Consider the following 19,428-nt stretch of genomic DNA (forward strand, 5'->3'; position numbering starts at 1 on the left):
CCCGACCCGGTCAGGCCCAGGCGGTCACCGGCAGGAAGGAGCTGTCCGTCCGGAACAGTTCCGTGCCGTCGCACTGTTCCACGCGGAGCTGGTAGTTGTAGTGGCGCAGGTAGTACCCGGGGTAGTTGTACGACTCGAAGCGTGCCGAGCCGCTCGTGGTGCCGGTCCGGGCGATGAAGGTGGCGTCCTTGGCGAAGGTCGATGTGCCGTCGTTCGGGTCGAAGCGGGCGCGGTAGGAGTAGTGGCGCAGGTAGTTGCCTGACGCGTCACGGAAGGAGTAGCCGTTCGCGTCCGCGAGGCCGGCGACGACCGTGAAGGTGGACGCCTGCTTCTCCGCGGCCGTGCTGGAGGCGGTCACCACCGGGAGGTTGAGCAGCGAGGACTGCGTCTGCCAGTGCCGGGTGGTGTAGTTGACGGAACGGAAGGAGCGGGTGACGTTCCTGGGGAGGCTCACTCCGCCGGTCACCGTCTCCTTGACGACGGTGAAGTGGCGGGCCGTGCCGGAGACGGCCGGGAGACCCTTGGCCGCGCTCCAGGTGGTGAAGGTGTCGTAGCTGTCGCTGTAGTAGTAGGTGCCGTCGCCGTAGCCGTCGAAGAAGATGCGCCAGCCGCCGTTGTCGAGCTGGACGAGGGCCGGGCCCTCCCGGTAGCTGCCCCAGCCCGCCCAGTTGCCGGTGCGGGAGATGGTGTAGGGGCCGGCGAGGCTGGTGGCGGTGGCGTACTCGATGTACTTGGTCGTCTCGTTCTTGGTGAAGGCGTGGTAGGTCGAGCCGAGCTTCACGACGAAGGTGTCGATGTGGTTCTTGCCGATGCCGGCCAGGGCGACCGGTGAAGTCCAGGCGGTGAGGCCCGAGTTGGTGGCCCTCAGCAGGTAAGGGGTGAAGATCCACTCGTCGTCCGTGGTGGAGCAGGACACGATGACGTTCACGCTGCCGTCGTTGTCGACGAAGAACTCCGGCGCCCAGGCGCGCGAAAGGTTCGCGATGGGCACCGTGTAGTCGTACAGGAACGACCAGTTGAGCCGGTCGGTGCTGCGGGCGAAGCCGATGGTGGTGCTGGGGTCCTGCCAGGTGTGGGTGGTGTACGTCAGGTAGTAGTAGCCGTTGGTGTGCTTGATGACGCTCGCGTCGCGGATGCGGTTGGCGGGCGGGGTGTAGGCGGCGGACTTCGCGAGGCGGAAGTCGGTGGCGTCGTCCGACTGGTAGACGTTCACCGTGCCGTCGTTGCTGTCCAGGAACGGCACGATGGTGTAGCGGGTGGCCGAGCCGCTGGGCGGAGCGGCGGCGAGCGCGGTGCCGAGCAGGCCGGGCATCTCCCCGAGCACCAGCGCGGACGCGGGCAGGGCGGCCATGGCTCGCAGCAGGCTGCGGCGGGACGGGGTGGGGCGACGTGTGGTCATGTGCGGCTCTCTCCCTATCAACGTTCGACTTACCGAACGAGGTTCGGAAAGCCGATCAGAAGGTAGGGGCGGCTCCAGGGCACGTCAATGCTTTGCGCAGGAACGGCCGCGCCCTGTGCGACGCCTGCGTCGGACACGGAAACCCGCGGCCTGCCGGAGTGCGTCCCGCCGCCGGGCCCCAGAGGTTACCGTTCGGTAGACGACGTGCTCCCGGAGGTGCTCCGCAATGCCGCTCGACCGTTCAGAAGGCCTCATCGACACCGCCCGCGCGCTGGCCGCAGGGGAGGTCACCTCCCGCGCGCTGGTCGAGCGGGCCCTGGCGCGGATCGAGGCGACCCAGGACACCCTCAACGCCTTCCGCATCGTCCGCACCGAGGCCGCCCTCGCCGAAGCGGACGCCGCGGACCGGGAGTTGGCCGCCGGGGTGCGCAGGCCCCTGCTGGGGGTGCCGGTCGCGGTGAAGGACGACATGGACGTGGCGGGCGAGCCGACCGCCTTCGGCTGCGCCGGCACCCACCCGGCGGTCGCCGAGGACGGGGAGGCGGTACGGCGGCTGCGCGCGGCGGGCGCCGTGATCGTCGGCAAGACCAACACCTGCGAACTGGGACAGTGGCCGTTCACCGAAGGCCCGGCCTTCGGCGCCACCCGCAATCCCTGGCACACCGGGCACACCCCGGGCGGCTCGTCCGGCGGCTCGGCGGCCGCGGTGGCCGCGGGCCTGGTACCGGCCGCGCTCGGCTCGGACGGCGCCGGCTCGGTCCGCATCCCGGCGTCCTGGACCCACCTCGTCGGCGTCAAACCGCAGCGCGGACGCGTCTCGACCTGGCCGCGCGGCGAGTCCTTCCAGGGCATCACCGTCAACGGCACCCTCGCCAGGACCGTGGCCGACGCGGCCCTTCTCCTCGACGCGGCGAGCGGCAACCATCCGCGCGACCCGCACTGTCCGCCCGCCGTCGACGCCCTCGCCGCGGTCGGCCGCGACCCCGGCCGGCTGCGGATCGCACTCGCGCTGAAGCCGCCGTTCACCGCCGTGCCCGCCCGGCTGCTCCCCGAGGTCCGCGACCGGGTCGTCGGCCTGGCTGGGACACTGGCCGACCTCGGACACACCGTCGAGGAGGCCGACCCGCCCTACGGGCAGATCGGGCTGACCTTCGTGCCACGGGCGACCGCCGGCATCGCCGAATGGGTCGCCGACGCGCCGTTCCCCGCGCTGCTCGACCGGCGCACCCGGGACGCCGCCCGGCTGGGCCGGCTCCTCGGCGGCGCCCCGCTGCGCGCGGCCCGCCGTGCGGAGACGGTCCTGCACCGCCGTATCGGCCGCTTCTTCGAGACGTACGACGTGGTGCTCTCGCCGACGACGGCCGCTCCCCCGCCCCGCATCGGCGCGCTGCTGGAGCTGAGCGGGTTCGCCACCGACCGCGCCATGATCGCCGCGTGCCCCTACGCGTGGCCCTGGAACGTCCTCGGCTGGCCCGGCATCAGCGTGCCCGCGGGTGTCACGTCCGCCGGACTGCCGGTCGGGGCGCAACTCCTGGGCCCCGCCAACAGCGAGCCGCTGCTCCTGTCGCTCGCCGCCCAGTTGGAGGCCGAGCTGCGCTGGCACGAACGGTGGCCCGAGCCGCTCATGACGGATTTCCCGGCGGTGTGAACCGGCGGAGGCCGAGCACGAGGCGGATCTCGCCCGACGGCACGGCATGCATGGCATGGCATGGTGGCCAACGGATGTGGTCAGTGGGCGGTTTCGCCGGCCGGCTCGTCACGGGCATGGTCCGAATCCCCTGCGGACCGTGCCCGTTAGGGCCCGTCGAGTGAAACCCCCTGCACTGCGGTCGGCGGTCGTGACGGACCGCGGTCGCCGGGGTGTCCTGGGCAGCCTCTAGGGTGCCCTCGTGACCGCGTCTACCGAAGAGAACGTTCCGGGCCGCTTCGGCCCCTCCGCCACCATCGAGGCCGAGCCCCGCGAGGTCGGGCGGGTGCGCACCGAGTACTCGCCCGCCCACGACGGCGACCCTGACCCCGGCGAGATCGTCTGGACCTGGGTGCCCTTCGAGGAGAACGACGGGCGGGGCAAGGACCGCCCGGTACTGGTCGTCGCCCGCGAGGCGGCCGGGACCTTCCTGGCCGTGCAGCTGTCCAGCAAGCGGCACGACGGGGACCGCGAGTGGGTACCGATCGGCAGCGGGCCCTGGGACCGATCGGGGCGGGACTCCTGGGTGGACATCGACCGTGTACTGCGGCTGCACGAGTCGGGGATGCGCCGGGAGGCCTGCGCGCTGGACCGGATGCGGTTCAACCTGGTGGTGCACCGGCTGCGGGAGCGGTACGGCTGGAGCTGAGAAACGGACGGGCTGGGCAGGACCGCGGATCACGGCCGCGGATCACCACCGTGGCCGAGCGGCGGCCGGGTCAGACCCGGTTCTGGTGCCGCGGCTGTGGAAACGCCTGGGCAAACGCTTCCCGGACCGTGCTGCCCGGCGTCCGGTCCAGCACCCCGAAGACCACGTGCGCGAACGTCCGCTCGAAGCGGCCACCGGGTCCCAGCAGCGTCCGGAAGGCGCCCGCCACCTGGGCGGGATCGTTGCGGAACACGCCGCAGCCCCAGGCGCCGAGGACCAGCCGCCGGTAACCGTGCGCCGCGGCCGTCTCCAGCACGCGTTCGGCGCGTACGGCCAGGGCGCGCGGCAGCTCCGACGCCCGCTGCGGCGCCGTACGCAGCACCACTTGGGCGTTCGGCGCGGCGGCCGTCAGGAAGCCGGCGGTGTACGGCTCGGACAGGAACCGGCCCCGGTCGTCGCGGAAGACCGGAACGCCAGGTGAATGGATGACGCGGTCCGTGTAGAACGGGTCCCGGTGAGCCCGGTGGTGGCCGTAGAACTCGGGGGCACGCAGCAGACACGTGTACAGGGCCGAGCCGCGGCACAGGGCTTCCTCCTGGGCCTGGGCACCGTTGAGGTAACCGCCGCCGGGGTTGCGGGCGGAGGCGAAATTGAGGACGGCCACCGGTGCGTCCGCAAGTCTGCGGGCGGCCTCCAGGCTGCTCTCGCCGGTGACCTCGATCCGCGGTTCGGCCGGCGGGAGGTCCGGAATCGCTTGCCAGGAGGTTTCCGAAACAGGTTCGCGAGCGGTTTCCGAAACGGGTCGCCGCACGATTCCCGTAACCGCTTCCCGTGCCGATTCCGGGACCGGCACCGGGCCTGGCCCCACCATGCGGGTCCCCTCCCGGGCGGCCTCGACCGCCGCGGCAAGCGGTATCTCACGCCCGTCCGGCGTCCGGTACGCGCCCGCCGCCACGGCCTCTTCCGTCTCCCGCGCGATACCGCGCAGCCGCGCGCTCATGGCGCCACCCCCGTGGACGCCACAGCCACCTGCCGCACGGTGCGCCGCGCGGCGCACCGCATCCCGGTCATCCTCCGGCCCGTCTCCCCCGTCGTGCTCATGCACGCATCGTGAGCGATGCTGGACAGGCGGTGCAACCGGGTTTCTACGATCCGGGAACACCGGCGGGCCTCACCAAGAACGCGCAGGAAACGGTAGGGAAGCGGTGAGGAAGCGGCGCTTCTCCGGTCCCGGACGCACCGTTGGGCACTCTTGTGCGATTCGGCGCGAGGGTCTTGGGTGGATGAGCGAACCGCGCCGGCGCCACCGAAGCCGGACCGGTGGCATGGTGGAATCTCAGGAGGATCCCGACATGTCCGACACATCGAGCAGTGCTTCGGGGAGCGACTGTACGGAGACCCGTACAGCCCTCACCGAGGCGGAGGTGGAGGCCCTGGTCAAGGGCATCTGCTTCAAGACCGGGCCGCCCCGCACCGTCGGGGTCGAAGTGGAATGGATCGTCCACGAGCTGCGCGGACCGCGGCTCCCCGTCACACCCGAACGACTCGCGGCGGCCTACGAGGCCCTGCGGACGGTGCCGCTGTCCTCGGCGCTCACCGTCGAACCCGGTGGCCAGCTGGAGCTCAGCTCGCCGCCCGCCGCCTCCCTCATGGAGTGCGTGAACACCGTCTCCGCCGACCTGGACGCCGTCCGCGCGGTCCTGCGCGAGGCGGGACTTGTCCTCGCCGGACTCGGCACCGAGCCCTGGCACCAGCCCCGGCGGTTCCTGCACGAGCCGCGCTACGACGCCATGGAGGCGTATCTCGACCGCACCGGCCCGGCCGGGCGGGCCATGATGTGCACCTCGGCCTCCGTGCAGGTCTGCCTGGACGCGGGGCACGAGGAGCCCGGCCCGCTGGGGCACGGGCGCCGCTGGTGGCTGGCGCACACGCTCGGCCCGGTCCTGGTCGCCGCCTTCGCCAACTCGCCGCTGCTGGGCAGCGCTCCGACGGGCTGGCGCTCCACCCGCCAGCTGCTGTGGATGGAGATCGGCGCGGGCCGCGCGGGCGCACCCGCCCTGGACCGGGAACCGCGCGCCGCCTGGGCCCGCCATGTCCTGGACGCCCCGGTGATGTGCGTACGCCGGGACGCCGGTCCTTGGGACGTGCCCGAGGATCTGACCTTCCGGGAGTGGACCCGGTCGGGAACGCCCACCCGGGCGGACCTCGACTACCACGTTTCCACTCTGTTCCCGCCGGTCAGGCCGCGTGGCCATCTGGAGCTGCGCATGATCGACGCGCAGCCGGGCGAGGACGGCTGGATCGTGCCGCTCGCCGTGACGACGGCGCTGTTCGACGATCCGGAGGCCGCCGAGAGCGCCTACCGGGCCGTGAAACCGCTTGCGGAAAGGTCCCGGCCACTTCCGGCCCCGCACAATCCGCTCTGGAGCGAGGCCGCACGCGTGGGCCTGGCCGACCCCGAACTGCGCGAAACCGCTGTCGCCTGCTTCACGACGGCCCTGGAGGCGCTGCCCCGCATCGGCGCCACCACCGAGGTGACGGACGCCGTCGCCGCGTACCTGGAGCACTACGTCCGCAGGGGCCGCAGCCCCGCCGACGACCAGCTCGACCGCCTGTGCGGCACCGACGGCCGCACACACGGGAAGGACATCCGCACATGACCGACCTCGCACCCGAGACCCTGGACGCCGAGGCGCTGGACACCGAGGCGCTGCGCGAGCGGGCGCTGAGCACCCTCGTCACCGCCCGCGAGCGCACCACCCTGCTGACGAGCTGCGTCGAGGAGCCCGACCTCACCGCTCAGCACTCCCCGTTGATGTCCCCCCTGGTGTGGGACCTGGCGCACATCGGGAACCAGGAGGAGCTGTGGCTGCTGCGCGCCGTGGCCGGCCGTGACGCCATGCGCCCCGAGATCGACGGCCTGTACGACGCCTTCGAGCACCCTCGCTCCGAGCGGCCCTCGCTGCCGCTGCTGCCGCCCGCCGAGGCCCGCGCCTACGCGGCAGAGGTGCGCGGGCGGGTCCTGGACGTGCTGGAGTCGGCCGACTTCGACGGGACGCGGCTGACGGAGGCCGGTTTCGCCTTCGGGATGGTCGCCCAGCACGAACAGCAGCACGACGAGACGATGCTGATCACCCATCAGCTCCGTACGGGCCCACAGGCTCTGACCGCCCCCGACCCGCGGCCGGCGCCACTGTTCACCGGCCCGTCCGAAGTGCTCGTGCCGGGCGGCCCGTTCACGATGGGCACCTCCGGGGAGCCGTGGGCGCTGGACAACGAGAAGCCCGCTCACCGGCGTGAGGTGGCGGCGTTCCACATCGACACCACGCCGGTGACCAACGGCGCCTATCAGGCGTTCATCGCCGACGGCGGTTATGACGACGCCCGCTGGTGGACGCCGCAGGGCTGGTCCCACATCCGCCGGCACAAGATCGTCGCCCCGCTGTTCTGGCACCGTGACGGCAAGCAGTGGCTGCGCCGCCGCTTCGGCGTCACCGAGGTCGTGCCGCCCGAGGAGCCGGTGCTGCACGTGTGCTGGTACGAGGCCGACGCCTACGCCCGCTGGGCCGGACGGCGACTGCCCACGGAGGCTGAATGGGAGAAGGCGGCCCGCGTCGATCCGGCGACAGGCGGCTCGACGCGCTACCCGTGGGGCGACGCCGACCCCACACCCGAGCACGCCAACCTGGGCCAGCGCCATCTGCGACCGGCGCCCGCCGGCAGCTATCCGGCGGGCGAATCCCCGCTGGGGGTACGGCAGTTGATCGGTGATGTGTGGGAGTGGACGTCGAGCGACTTCCAGCCCTATCCCGGTTTCCGGGCGTTTCCGTACAAGGAGTACTCGGAGGTCTTCTTCGGTCCCGAGCACAAGGTGCTGCGCGGCGGTTCGTTCGCGGTGGACCCGGTGGCCTGCCGGGGCACCTTCCGCAACTGGGACTATCCGATCCGGCGGCAGATCTTCTCCGGCTTCCGCACCGCCCGCACGGGGGCCCTCTGATGTGCCGTCATATCGCGTACATAGGTCCGAAGGAGCCGCTCGGCGCGCTCCTCGTCGAGCCCGCGCACGGCCTGTACCGCCAGTCCTGGGCACCGCGCCGGCAGCGGTACGGCACGGTCAACGCCGATGGTTTCGGCGTGGGTTGGTATGCCGGGGACGACCCGGTGCCGGCCCGCTACCGCCGGGCCGGGCCGATCTGGGCCGACCTGTCCTTCGCCGACCTCGCCCGGGTCGTGCGCAGCTCGGTGGTGCTGGCCGCCGTACGGGACGCGACGCTGGCCGGGGCGGACGCCGAGGCCGCGGCGGCGCCGTTCGCGGCGGGGCCCTGGCTGTTCAGCCACAACGGGGCCGTGCCGGGCTGGCCGGGGTCCCTGGAGCCGCTCGCGCGGTCGCTGCCGGCGGCCGCGGTGCTGTCGATGGAGGCGCGCAACGACTCGGCGTTCGTGTGGGCTCTGGTCCTGGCCCGGCTGCGCGCCGGGGACACGGAGGGCCAGGCGCTCGCCGACACGGTGCAGGAGGTCGCCGCGGCGGCGCCCGGCTCCCGCCTCAACCTGCTGCTGAGCAACGGCGACACGGTGACCGCGACGGCCTGGGGGGACACCCTCTGGTACCTGACGGAGCCCGGCCGCACGGTCGTGGCCTCCGAGCCCTACGACGACGATTCGCGCTGGCAGGAGGTCCCCGACCGCACCCTGCTCGCCGCGACCCGCACCGAGGTGCTGCTCACCCCGCTCAAGGATCCCAGCGCGCAGGCGGCGCCCGCACGACCCGAGGAGACCAGCTCGTGAGCCCTTTCCAGATCACCCGCACCCTCCCCGAGGACGCCACGGACGCCGCCCTGCGCGCCGACGTCCTCGAGGGCCTGACCGCCACCCCGAAGACGCTGCCGCCGAAGTGGTTCTACGACGCGCACGGCAGCGAACTCTTCGAGCGGATCACCGAGTTGCCCGAGTACTACCCGACGCGGGCGGAGCGCGAGATCCTCGTCGACCGGGCCGGTGAGATCGCCGCGGCGACCCGCGCCCGCACCCTCGTCGAGCTGGGCTCCGGTTCCTCGGAGAAGACCCGCCATGTGATCGACGCGCTGACGGACCTGGACACCTATGTGCCCGTCGACGTCAGCGAGAGTGCCCTCACCGGGGCCGGCCGGGCGCTGATCGCCGAGCGGCCGGGCCTGAACGTCCATGCCCTGATCGCCGACTTCACCGCCCCGCTGACGCTCCCGGACACTCCGGGTCCGCGGCTGGTGGCGTTCCTCGGCGGCACGATCGGCAACCTCCTCCCCGAGGAGCGCGCCGCCTTCCTCGGCTCGGTCCGCGCACTGCTCTCGCCCGGCGACGCGCTGCTGCTCGGCACCGACCTCGTCAAGGACGAGGAGGTCCTGGTGCGGGCGTACGACGACGCGGCCGGGGTGACGGCCGCGTTCGACAAGAACGTGCTGGCCGTCGTCAACCGGGAGCTGGGCGCCGACTTCGATGCCGGCGCCTTCGACCATGTCGCGCTCTGGGACGCGCGCAACGAGTGGATCGAGATGCGGCTGCGGTCCCGCACGGCGCAGACGGTGAAGCTGCCCGCGCTGGATCTCGCCGTGGACTTCGCCGCGGGCGAGGAACTGCGTACGGAGGTGTCGGCGAAGTTTCGCGAGGAGGGCGTGCGTGCCGAACTGTCCACGGCCGGACTGGAGTTGTCCCACTGGTGGACGGACCGCAGGGGCCGCTTCGCGCTTTCGCTGAGCACCGTGCGGTAGGGACGCGGCAGGGGCCGGCCGTCAGCCCGCCGAGACCGTCAGCGCCTCCGTGATGCTGCGGGAGGCGCGGCGGGCCTCGGCTGCCGGATCGGCTCCGCCGAGCACCTTGGTCATGTACGTCTTGATCGGGTTGTCCGCCTCCACGGCTGCCCACTCCGGCGTGCTGGGGGTCGCCCGGCCCTGTGCGGCCCCGGCCGCCATGGCCGCGACCCCCTCCTCGCCCGCGACGGCCGACGCCAGTCTCGCCTTGTTCGGCACGTAGTTCATGGTGCGGGCCAGGTCGGTGTTCCACTCGGCGCCGGCCAGCGCGGCGACCACGGCGACGGCCCCCTCGCGCTGTTCGGTGTTGCGGGGGACGACGAGATCGGAGCCTCCGATGAAGACGGCGCCGGGCTTGGCCGCGGCCTTCCCCGGTACGGGGAAGTATCCCAACTTGCCCTCCAGGCCAGGGTTTCGCTGTACGACAGCTCGTGCGAGGCCGGGGACGGCGACGATCTGGGCCACCCTGCCCTCGGCGAACACCCCTGCCTGCGGCGGGTGTTCCTCGTCGGAGTCGGCCGGGCCCGCACCGAGGGCCTGGAGGCGCTGGTAGTACGTCATTGCGCGCAGGGCGGCCGGGGTGTCCAGGCTGCCCTCCCAGCGGCCGCTGTCCTCGGTGGCGAGGTCGCCGCCCTCGTCCCAGATGAATCCGGCGAGGGTGTACCAGTCCTGACCGGCCAGGTAGATGCCCTGGTTCCCGCCCGAGTTCAGCTTCTCCGTGGCGGTCAGCCACTCCTCGCGGGTTCGCGGCGGGGTGGTGATCCCGGCCTGCTCGAAGAGGTCCTTGCGGTAGATCACGACACGGTTGGCCGCATACCAGGGGATGCCGTACTGGTGGAATCGGCGCTGCCCGGGATCGGCGAGGCCGGGGAGCCACTCGTCCTTGTCCCACTTGGCGACGGACTCCAGGGTCAGGTCGAGCAACCGGTTGCCGTCCACGTACTGCGGAACCTGCGTGTTGCCGACCTCGATGACGTCCGGTCCGCCCTCGCCCTCCAGGGCCGTCTGCACCTTCTCGCCGATGCCGGTCCACTCCTGGATGCGGACGTCCAGGTCGAGGTCGGGGTGATCGCGTTCGAAGTCCGCGGTGAAGCGGTCCAGGAAGTCCTGCGAGGCGCTGTCCTTCATCAGCCAGACGGTGACGGTGTGCCGGTCGCTGCCGCCGATTCCGGGCACGGCACCGCAGCCGGTGACGAGGGAGGCGGTCACGCAGAGGAGGGCGAGGAGGCGTCGTCTCACGGGGGTCCTGTTCTGCCTGGTGGACAGGGATGAGGGGCCCGGCGTGGGGGAAACGAGCATGGTTGCCCGAACGGGTGTGCAGGATTTTGGTATGGACCAATGCGAAGGTCAAGGGGGAACCGGCCCGCACCTCCGACGCCTCGCGCTCCGCCGCAGCTTGGGGCACGGTGGAGTGACGCGTGACACACGTGACACCGCCGTCACGGCGAGAGGAGCACCCGCATGTCGAACCACACCTACCGGGTCACGGAGATCGTCGGCACCTCGCCCGACAGCGTGGACCAGGCGATCCGCAACGGCCTCTCCCGCGCCTCGCAGACCCTGCGGCACCTGGACTGGTTCGAGGTGACCCAGGTGCGCGGCCAGATCGAGAACGGCGACGTCGCGCACTGGCAGGTGGGCCTCAAGGTCGGCTTCCGCCTCGACGCGCCGGAGTGACGCTGCGCGGCCCGCCCGGCCACGGCGGAACGGACGCTCCGACCCGCGGACCGCCGGACGCAGTGAACGAGCCCGCGGGCGGCCGCCACTCGGGCCGCCCTCGCCTCGGATACGCCCCGCGCCCCAGGCAGGCCCCCACGACTCCGGCACGCCTCACGCCTCAGGCGGGCCCCACGACTCCGGCACGCTTCACGCCCCAGGCAGGCTTCACGCCTCAGGTACGCCCCTCCCGCTCCTGCGCGACGCGCAGCGCGGCCGAGGGTGTGGCCCAGCGCGCCCGGATCACGGTGAAGCCGGCCGCCTCCGCGTCGTCGCAGACCAGTTCGTCGTCGTCCACCAGGACCCGCACCTCGCGGTCCTTGCCGAGCCGGCGCAGGATCTCCAGCTTGGTGCGGCGCGCGGGCCGGCGGTCGCCGTCGCGCCGCATGTACACCCGCCCTTCGGGCAGTCCGTGCCGGTCGAGCCACTCGCGGGTGTCCCGCCGGCAGCGCTCGGGCCGCCCGGTCAGGTAGACGACCTCGCACTCCCGCGCGCTCTCCACGGCGAGCGCGATCCCCTCCGCGAGCGGCGGATCCTGCGGCGCCGCCGCGAAGAAGGCGTCCCAGTCGCGCGGCTTGCGCTCCAGGAACCGCTGCCGGTGCGCGGTGTCGGCAAGGGTGTTGTCCAGGTCGAACACGGCGAGGGGCCGCCTGCTGCTGTCGGTCACACCACCACCCTAGAGACCGCCCGCGGCCGGGCAACCGCACGCTCCCTCACCTGCTCATGGAACCGTCCTCGGTGCTCGGTCGCCGTACGGGAATCACGGCGCCCGCCACGCGTTGAACACCGTGTGAGCTCTGTGATCGAAGCCGCCCGGTTCTCCGTCCTCGACCGTTCCCGTATCCGCGAGGGCCATCCGGCCGACGTGGCACTGCGGGACACCGTGGCGCTGGCGCGTGAGGTGGAAGCACTCGGTTACGAGCGTTTCTGGCTGGCCGAGCACCATGGAGTGCCCGGGGTGGCCGGCTCGGCGCCGACCGTGCTGGCCGCCGCCGTGGCCGCCGCGACGGGCACGATCCGGGTCGGCACGGGCGGGGTCATGCTGCCCAACCACCGGCCGCTGGTGGTCGCCGAGCAGTTCGGGGTGCTGGAGTCGCTGTTCCCCGGCCGGATCGACATGGGTCTGGGCCGGTCGGTCGGCTTCACCGACGGGGTCCGCAGGGCGCTGGGACGCGACAAGGAGGACGCCGAGGATTTCGGCGCCCAGGTACGGGAGTTGCTCGGCTGGTTCCGCGGCACCTCACCGACGGGCGTGCGCGCCCGCCCCTCCGAGGGGCTGACCGTGCCGCCGTTCGTGCTGGCGATGGGCGAGGGCGCGCGGATCGCGGCCGAGGCGGGGCTGCCGATGGTGATCGGCGATCTGCGCGACCGGGACCGGCTGCGGCGCGGGGTCGACGACTACCGCGCCCGTTTCCGCCCCTCCCCGTGGGCCGCGGAGCCGTACGTCGTCGTCTCGGGCACGGTCGCCGTCGCCGCGACACCCGGTGAGGCCCGTCGGCTGCTGATCCCGGAGGCCTGGTCGATGGCGTACTCCCGTACCCACGGGACGTTCCCTGCGCTGCCCCCGGCCGAGCGGGTCGAGGCGCTTTCGATGACAACACGCGAACGCGGTTACTACGAGTCCGCTCTGGCCGGTCAGATCGCGGGCACCGAGGAACAGGTCGCCGACGCACTGGAGACGGTGCTGAAGGACACGGGTGCCCAGGAGGTCCTCGTCACCACCAGCACCTACGACCGGCCGGCGCTGCTCGACTCCTACCGGCGGCTGGCGGCCGTCGTGCACGGAGGAAGGCCGGGAACCGCGGACCTGAACCGCTGAAGCGGGTCGGGGAGTTCCGACACGGGCGGCGGTCGGGTACCGCCGCCCGTACGCGTCACCGTGCCGCCGGGGCCACCGCGCGGTCGGGTTCGCGTCGCTGTGGGACGGCCGGGGTCACGGGCGGTCGGGCGGGTTGTCGCGGTATCCCTCGGTCTCGATGCCCTCGGTCTCGATCCCCTCGGCCTCGATGCGCTCCTTGCGGACCTGGCCGCGTACGGTCTCCTCCTCGGTGTGCTCGTCCGCGGTCAGCCGGACCCGTTCCACCGGCACCGTCTCGGTCTCCACCACGGGGCGTTCCTCGTGCAGGGTGACCTCGTGCTCGGCCTCGCTGATCTCCGGCCCGGAGAGGGCGGCGTCACGGTTGGCCTCGGTGATGGGCTCGCGCTCGATGCGTGCCTGCTCCTTGCGCACTGGCACGGTCTGCTCGACGTCCTCCGTGACGACGTACTTGTGCAGTCGGGCCCGTCCGGTCTCGCGCCGCTCGACGCCGACGTGCATCCGCTCCTCGGAACGGGTCATCGCGTCGCCGGAGGAGGTCATGGCGTCGCCGCCGGTGCGGCCCGCGCCGTACCCGGTGTCCGCCTCGCCCGGACGCATGCCCGAAGCGATGCCCGATTGCGGGCCCGATTCCATGCCGGGTGCCGTCCCGGCCGCCGTGTCCGGGCGGCCCGTCGCGGGGGCGGCTCCCGCCGCCGTGCCGGCCGCGGCGGCGGTGCCGGCTGCCTGACCACTGCGGTCGCCCCGACCGGCCTGGCCGCCGTCCGGACCGGAGGCGCCGTCCTCGAGGACGCTGTTCCAGTCGATGCCGTAGTAGTCGTACAGGCGGTGCTCCTCGGACTCCGACAGGTGTCCGCCCGAGTCGACGTCCACGTTGGGTGCGCCCTTGATGCGGTCCTTGGGGTAGGGCACCTCTATGTGGTCCTCCACCATCGAGGCGTCGCGGATCGGCACGAAGGACTCGCTCGAACCGAAGAGGCCCGTCTTGACGGTCACCCATTCGGGGCGCCCGGTCATGTCGTCGAAGAAGACGTGCTTGGCTTCGCCGACCTTCTGACCCTCTCCGTCATAAACGGGGTGGTCCAGCATATTTCTGATCTCTTCCCGGGCGATCATGGCATCGCCCTCCCTTCCAGACGGCTTCTGGCCTCCGAGTCACCTCCCCACTGGACAGGAAACGGACAAATGCTCAGTTTTCTCTCGCCGGTTCGTCGCCGCCGCCCGCACTGACGCCGCCCCGTCGGGCGCGGTCCGCGCCTGGGCGGCCCGTACCAGTGACCGGCGGTCGGCATGGGCGCCGGGGCACAGCGCCGGGCGCGGCCGGCCTCGACGAGGCCGGGGCGGATCCCGTCCAGCGGTGTCAGGTCGAACTCGCTCTCGGAGTACAGCCGTCCGGCGACCGCGGCGCGCTCCGGCGGCAGCAGCCGGTAGGTGCCGACGACCTGGCCGGTGTCGGCGTCGCGCACCAGCAGGTGGTCGCAGTAGGCATCGAAGGGGTCGGCGTCGAGGCCGGGCTCGGCGGAGGTGAGCAGGGCGCCCATCTCCCCGGCGAAGACGTCGTGGCGCAGCCGCCGCGCGGCCCGCACGACCGCCTCGTCGCGGGCCAGGGCGACGGTGTAGCGGACGGGGGCCGTGGACCGCATGGGACGAGCGATGGTGGAAACGTCGGTCATGGCTCCTCCCCCGGACACGCACGAGGTGGGGACGGAGCGGTACCCCCTGCTACTTCCGATGCCGGTTGGCGTGTACCTGACCTGCGCCAGGAGTGCGGGTGTGGGGATGCTGAATGCCTGGCGCTCCCCGGTTGCCGCCGAAAGCCAGACGGGGCCGGGGATGAGCACCACTCCCGGCCCCGCCCGTCCGCGCGTTTCGGCGAACGTCTTCTTGCTGCGTGGTCTGCGCTCAGCGCTTGGCCACCTTGCGGGTGGCGCGCAGCCACTCCTTGTTCATCGTGGTGATGGAGAACAGCGGGATGCCCTTGGGGCAGGCGGTGGCGCACTCGCCGGCCAGGGTGCAGCCGCCGAAGCCCTCCTCGTCCATCTGGGCCACCATGTCCAGCACGCGGGTCTCCCGCTCGGGTGCGCCCTGCGGCAGGACGTTCAGGTGGTTGACCTTGGCGGAGGTGAACAGCATCGCCGCGCCGTTGGGGCAGGCGGCCACGCAGGCGCCGCAGCCGATGCACTCGGCGTGCTCGAACGCGAGGTCGGCGTCCGGCTTGGGCACGGCGGTGGCGTGGGCCTCGGGGGCGGCCCCCGTGGGCGCGGTGATGTAACCGCCGGCCTGGATGATCCGGTCGAACGCCGTGCGGTCCACCACCAGGTCCTTGATCACGGGGAAGGCGGACGCCCGCCACGGCTCGACGTCGATCGTGTCGCCGTCCCGGAAGGACCGCATGTGCAGTTGGCAGGTGGTGGTGCGTTCCGGCCCGTGCGCGTCGCCGTTGATGACGAGGGAGCACGCGCCGCAGATGCCCTCGCGGCAGTCGTGGTCGAAGGCGACCGGGTCCTCGCCCTTGAGGATGAGCTCCTCGTTGAGGGTGTCGAGCATCTCCAGGAAGGACATGTCCCGGGAGATCCCGTCCACCTCGTACGTGGACATGGCGCCTTCGGCGTCGGCGTTCTGCTGCCGCCAGACGCGCAGGGTGAGCTTCATGCGTAGCTCCGCTGGGTGGGGTGTACGTACTCGAAGACCAGGTCTTCCTTGTGCAGGACGGGCGCGTCGCCGGTGCCGTGTTCTCCCGGGTGACGACCCCCGGAGCCCCGGAATTCCCAGGCGGCCACGTACGCGAACTCCTCGTCCCGGCGGGCGGCCTCGCCGTCCGGGGTCTGGCTCTCCTCCCGGAAGTGGCCGCCGCAGGACTCGGCGCGGTGCAGTGCGTCGAGGCACATCAGCTCGGCCAGTTCCAGGTAGTCGACGACGCGGTTCGCCTTCTCCAGCGACTGGTTGAACTCCTCGCCGGTGCCCGGGACCTTGATGCGCCGCCAGAACTCCTCGCGGATCTGCGGTATGCGCTCCAGCGCCTTGCGCAGCCCGGAGTCGGTGCGGGCCATGCCGCAGAACTCCCACATCAGTTCGCCGACCTCGCGGTGGAAGGAGTCGGGCGTGCGGTCGCCGTCGACCGCCAGCAGCAGGTTGAGGCGGTCCTGCGTCTCCGCCAACACCTCCTGCACGACGGGGTGTTGGTCGCCGATCTCGCCCTGGTGCGGGTTGCGGGCCAGGTAGTCGTTGATGGTGGCGGGGAGCACGAAGTAGCCGTCGGCCAGCCCCTGCATCAGCGCGGACGCGCCGAGCCGGTTGGCGCCGTGGTCGGAGAAGTTGGCCTCGCCGATCGCGAACAGGCCGGGCACGGTGGTCTGGAGGTCGTAGTCGACCCACAGGCCGCCCATCGTGTAGTGCACGGCCGGGTAGATCCGCATCGGCACCCGGTACGGATCCTCGTCGGTGATCCGCTGGTACATGTCGAAGAGGTTGCCGTACTTGGCCTCGACGGCCTTACGGCCCATCCTCTCGATCGCGTCCGCGAAGTCGAGGTAGACGCCCTGCCCTCCCGGTCCCACGCCCCTTCCCTCGTCGCAGACGTTCTTCGCGGCGCGGGAGGCGATGTCACGGGGGACCAGGTTGCCGAAGGCCGGGTAGACGCGCTCCAGGTAGTAGTCGCGCTCGTCCTCGGGGATCCGGTTCGGCGGCCGGTCGTCGCCCTTGGCCTTCGGTACCCAGATCCGGCCGTCGTTGCGCAGCGACTCGCTCATCAGCGTCAGCTTGGACTGGTGATCGCCGGTGCGCGGGATGCAGGTCGGATGGATCTGTGTGAAACACGGGTTCGCGAAGTAGGCGCCACGCCGGTGCGCCCGCCAGATCGCCGTCGCGTTGGAGTTCATGGCGTTCGTCGACAGGTAGAAAACGTTTCCGTAACCGCCGCTGGCGAGTACGACCGCGTCCGCGAAGTAGGTGTCGATCCGGCCGGTGATCAGGTCCCGCGCCACGATCCCGCGCGCCTTCCCGTCGACGACGATCAGGTCGAGCATCTCCGTACGCGGGTGCATCTCGATGTTCCCGGCGGCGATCTGCCTGCTGAGAGCCTGGTAGGCACCGAGCAGCAGCTGCTGCCCCGTCTGGCCGCGGGCGTAGAAGGTGCGGGACACCTGGACGCCGCCGAAGGAGCGGGTGTCGAGGAGGCCGCCGTACTCCCGGGCGAAGGGAACGCCCTGCGCCACGCACTGGTCGATGATCTCGACGGAGATCTGCGAGAGGCGGTGGACGTTGGACTCCCGCGCCCGGAAGTCGCCGCCCTTGACGGTGTCGTAGAACAGCCGGTGGACGGAGTCGCCGTCGTTGCGGTAGTTCTTCGCCGCGTTGATGCCGCCCTGCGCGGCGATGGAGTGGGCGCGGCGCGGCGAGTCCTGATAGCAGAACTGGACGACGTGATAGCCCTGTTCGGCGAGGGTGGCGCCGGCGGAGCCGCCCGCGAGGCCCGTGCCGACGACGATGACGGTGTGCTTGCGCCGGTTGGCCGGGTTGACCAGCTTCGCCTCGAAGCGGCGCGTGTCCCAGCGCTCGGCGATCGGCCCGGTGGGGGCCTTGGCGTCGGCGACGGGCTCGCCTGTCGTGTAGTCCGCGTAGGAAGTCATGTTCAGCTCACCACTTTGGTCATGACGCCCACGGGTACGGCGATGAAGCCGGCCGTGAGCAGCAACGCGAGGACGTCGGCGACGGTCTTGAGGGCGCGGTCGCGGGTCCGGCTGCCGGCGCCCAGGGTCTGGGCGGCGCTCCAGAAACCGTGCCGGACGTGCAGGCCGACGGCGAGCATCGCGACGATGTAGACGAGGTTGCCGTACCAGGTGGAGAAGGTGTCCACGACGTTCTGGTAGGGCCGGCCCTCCTGGAAGCCTCCGGAGTGCACGGTGCCGGTCGTCAGGTCCAGGATGTGCCAGACGATGAAGAGGCCGAGGATGATCCCGCCCCAGCGCATGGTGCGCGTCGCATAACTGGTCCGCGCCTTCCTGTGGACGTACTTGCCCGGACGGGCCTTGATGCCGCGGCGGCTGAGCTGGTAGGCGGACACGGCGTGCGCGACCACAGCGACGACCAGCACGATGCGGATCAGCCACAGCGTCCACTCGTAGTGCATGAACGGCTCGCCGACCGTGCGCAGCCAGTGCGCGTAGTGGTTGAACTCGCCCGGCCCGAAAAAGATCTTCAGATTGCCGATCATGTGGGCGACCAGGTACAGCAGCATGATCAGACCGCTGACGGCCATCACTGTCTTCTTGCCGACGGAGGAGTCCCACACCGTACGCGCCATGGACGTCCGTCGGTCCGTCCGCGTTGCCAGAGCCATGGAAGGGACGCTAGGGCCGGACGGCCCCATCAGTCCAAGACATGGTCCGGCTCGTTTCCATAGGAAGCACCTATCATGGCGGGATGCAGTTCCAGCAGCTCCAGTACTTCGTGGCGGTCGCCGAGACGCGGCACTTCACCCGGGCCGCCGAGCTGGTGCATGTCGCGCAGCCCTCACTGTCCCAGCAGATCAAGTCGCTGGAGCGGGAGTTGGGGGCCGACCTGTTCCAGCGGGCCCGCGGCAACATCACGCTCACCGACGCCGGCGAGGCACTGCTGCCGCTGGCCCGCCGGATCCTCGCGGACACCGAGACGGCCCGGTACGAGGTGCAGGAGCTGGCGCAGCTGCGCAGCGGGCGGGTCCGGCTGGGCGCGACGCCGAGTCTGTGCACCGGCCTGCTGCCCGACGTACTGCGCGCCTTCCACGACCGCTACCCCGGCATCCGGCTGCTGATCGAGGAGGGCGGCTCGCACGACCTGGTACGGGAGCTGGCCCGCGGCGCGCTCGACCTCGCTCTGGTGGTGCTGCCGCTGCCCACCCCCTCTCCCGCCCTGACCACGGTGGATCTGCTGCGGGAGGACCTGGTGGTGGTGTCCTCGCCGGAGTCGCCCAAACCCGGACACGGCCGGCGGACCGTGCGGATCGCCGACCTGGAGGGCGAACGGCTGGTGATGTTCCGGCACGGCTACGACCTGCGCGAGCTGACGGTCGCCGCGTGCCGCGCCGCCGGGTTCGAGCCCGACTTCGCGGTGGAGGGCGGGGAGATGGACGCGGTGCTGGGGTTCGTGCGGGCGGGGCTCGGTATGGCCGTCGTGCCGCGTATGGTCGCCGCGCGGTCGGGGCGGGGTTTGCGGGTCACTCCGTTGGCCCGGCCGGGACTGCACCGGGTGATCGCACTGGCGCACCGCAGTGATGTGGCTCCGCCTCGGGCGGCTCGGGAGTTGCAGCGGATGCTGCTGGAGCGGTGAGGTGAGGTGAGGTGAGCTGCGCTGCTTGGGCGGGGGCCGGGGGGGGGATGGGGGGGGGGTCGTCGTGGCGGG

17 protein-coding genes and 1 pseudogene are annotated in these 19,428 nt (G+C 71.7%); 9 read left to right on the top strand and 9 right to left on the bottom strand.

The annotated features are described in order from the left end of the window. Positions 1–10: 10 nt before the first annotated feature. Entirely contained in the window at positions 11–1,399 is a 1,389-nt protein-coding gene (locus P1P75_RS05310) for a glycoside hydrolase family 43 protein (protein WP_319252236.1), read from the bottom strand. Between the two features lie 226 nt (positions 1,400–1,625). On the opposite strand from P1P75_RS05310, the gene P1P75_RS05315 reads away from it, so the two are divergent. Then, positions 1,626–3,047 carry an amidase gene (locus P1P75_RS05315; protein WP_319252237.1) on the top strand — a complete coding sequence of 474 codons (1,422 nt, stop codon included), beginning with the start codon at positions 1,626–1,628 and terminating at the stop codon, positions 3,045–3,047. A gap of 241 nt (positions 3,048–3,288) precedes the next feature. Next, positions 3,289–3,735 (top strand): type II toxin-antitoxin system PemK/MazF family toxin, encoded by a 447-nt coding sequence (locus tag P1P75_RS05320; protein WP_319252238.1) that lies wholly within the window; start codon positions 3,289–3,291, stop codon positions 3,733–3,735. A gap of 70 nt (positions 3,736–3,805) precedes the next feature. Here P1P75_RS05320 and P1P75_RS05325 read toward each other — a convergent pair whose 3' ends face one another. Then, a complete protein-coding gene (locus P1P75_RS05325) occupies positions 3,806–4,735 on the bottom strand; it encodes a TIGR02452 family protein (protein ID WP_319252239.1) in 930 nt (309 codons plus the stop codon). Positions 4,736–5,087: 352 nt separating this feature from the next. Between P1P75_RS05325 and egtA the strand changes: the two genes are divergently transcribed. Genes egtA through egtD form a run of 4 tightly spaced genes read left to right on the top strand, consistent with a single transcriptional unit; the run spans position 5,088 to position 9,479 of the window. Continuing rightward, positions 5,088–6,395: an ergothioneine biosynthesis glutamate--cysteine ligase EgtA gene (gene egtA / locus P1P75_RS05330; protein ID WP_319252240.1), complete on the top strand. Its 1,308-nt coding sequence runs from the start codon at positions 5,088–5,090 to the stop codon at positions 6,393–6,395. Then, positions 6,392–7,732: an ergothioneine biosynthesis protein EgtB gene (gene egtB, locus P1P75_RS05335; protein WP_319252241.1), complete on the top strand. Its 1,341-nt coding sequence runs from the start codon at positions 6,392–6,394 to the stop codon at positions 7,730–7,732. Before egtA ends, egtB begins: the two co-directional genes overlap by 4 nt. Continuing rightward, positions 7,732–8,520 carry an ergothioneine biosynthesis protein EgtC gene (egtC, locus tag P1P75_RS05340; protein WP_319252242.1) on the top strand — a complete coding sequence of 263 codons (789 nt, stop codon included), beginning with the start codon at positions 7,732–7,734 and terminating at the stop codon, positions 8,518–8,520. The genes egtB and egtC overlap by 1 nt, the downstream gene beginning before the upstream one ends. Continuing rightward, positions 8,517–9,479, top strand: coding sequence for an L-histidine N(alpha)-methyltransferase (gene egtD / locus P1P75_RS05345; RefSeq protein WP_319252243.1), 963 nt, complete (start codon positions 8,517–8,519; stop codon positions 9,477–9,479). The genes egtC and egtD overlap by 4 nt, the downstream gene beginning before the upstream one ends. A gap of 21 nt (positions 9,480–9,500) precedes the next feature. Here the strand turns inward: egtD and P1P75_RS05350 are convergent, their stop codons facing one another. After that, a complete protein-coding gene (locus tag P1P75_RS05350) occupies positions 9,501–10,757 on the bottom strand; it encodes an extracellular solute-binding protein (RefSeq protein ID WP_319252244.1) in 1,257 nt (418 codons plus the stop codon). 222 nt (positions 10,758–10,979) lie between these two features. Here P1P75_RS05350 and P1P75_RS05355 point away from each other — a divergent pair, with 222 nt between their 5' ends. Continuing rightward, positions 10,980–11,195: a dodecin gene (locus tag P1P75_RS05355; protein ID WP_319252245.1), complete on the top strand. Its 216-nt coding sequence runs from the start codon at positions 10,980–10,982 to the stop codon at positions 11,193–11,195. Positions 11,196–11,409: 214 nt separating this feature from the next. Here the strand turns inward: P1P75_RS05355 and P1P75_RS05360 are convergent, their stop codons facing one another. Next, on the bottom strand, positions 11,410–11,901 hold the full coding sequence (locus P1P75_RS05360) for a hypothetical protein (protein ID WP_319252246.1): 492 nt from the start codon (positions 11,899–11,901) through the stop codon (positions 11,410–11,412). A gap of 123 nt (positions 11,902–12,024) precedes the next feature. Here P1P75_RS05360 and P1P75_RS05365 point away from each other — a divergent pair, with 123 nt between their 5' ends. Next, positions 12,025–13,053 (top strand): MsnO8 family LLM class oxidoreductase, encoded by a 1,029-nt coding sequence (locus tag P1P75_RS05365; protein WP_319252247.1) that lies wholly within the window; start codon positions 12,025–12,027, stop codon positions 13,051–13,053. Positions 13,054–13,167: 114 nt separating this feature from the next. Here the strand turns inward: P1P75_RS05365 and P1P75_RS05370 are convergent, their stop codons facing one another. The 5 genes and pseudogenes from P1P75_RS05370 to P1P75_RS05390 all read right to left on the bottom strand — a co-directional run bounded on the left by P1P75_RS05370 (position 13,168) and on the right by P1P75_RS05390 (position 18,352). Further along, positions 13,168–14,166 (bottom strand): PRC and DUF2382 domain-containing protein, encoded by a 999-nt coding sequence (locus P1P75_RS05370; RefSeq protein WP_319252248.1) that lies wholly within the window; start codon positions 14,164–14,166, stop codon positions 13,168–13,170. Between the two features lie 197 nt (positions 14,167–14,363). Then, a pseudogene (locus tag P1P75_RS05375) lies at positions 14,364–14,723 on the bottom strand (GNAT family N-acetyltransferase); the annotation flags it as partial. A 229-nt stretch (positions 14,724–14,952) separates the two neighbouring features. Beyond that, positions 14,953–15,702 (bottom strand): succinate dehydrogenase/fumarate reductase iron-sulfur subunit, encoded by a 750-nt coding sequence (locus P1P75_RS05380; RefSeq protein WP_319252249.1) that lies wholly within the window; start codon positions 15,700–15,702, stop codon positions 14,953–14,955. Next, a complete protein-coding gene (locus P1P75_RS05385; protein ID WP_319252250.1) occupies positions 15,699–17,678 on the bottom strand; it encodes a fumarate reductase/succinate dehydrogenase flavoprotein subunit in 1,980 nt (659 codons plus the stop codon). The genes P1P75_RS05380 and P1P75_RS05385 overlap by 4 nt, the downstream gene beginning before the upstream one ends. A gap of 2 nt (positions 17,679–17,680) precedes the next feature. Continuing rightward, on the bottom strand, positions 17,681–18,352 hold the full coding sequence (locus P1P75_RS05390) for a succinate dehydrogenase (RefSeq protein WP_319252254.1): 672 nt from the start codon (positions 18,350–18,352) through the stop codon (positions 17,681–17,683). Positions 18,353–18,471: 119 nt separating this feature from the next. On the opposite strand from P1P75_RS05390, the gene P1P75_RS05395 reads away from it, so the two are divergent. Continuing rightward, the gene (locus tag P1P75_RS05395) at positions 18,472–19,356 is read left to right on the top strand and encodes a LysR substrate-binding domain-containing protein (RefSeq protein WP_319252251.1); all 885 of its coding nucleotides are present in this window, start codon (positions 18,472–18,474) and stop codon (positions 19,354–19,356) included. Positions 19,357–19,428: the final 72 nt, after the last annotated feature.

Origin of the sequence: Streptomyces sp. ID05-39B (genome assembly GCF_033794725.1) — a bacterium.
Classification (GTDB): domain Bacteria; phylum Actinomycetota; class Actinomycetes; order Streptomycetales; family Streptomycetaceae; genus Streptomyces; species Streptomyces bobili.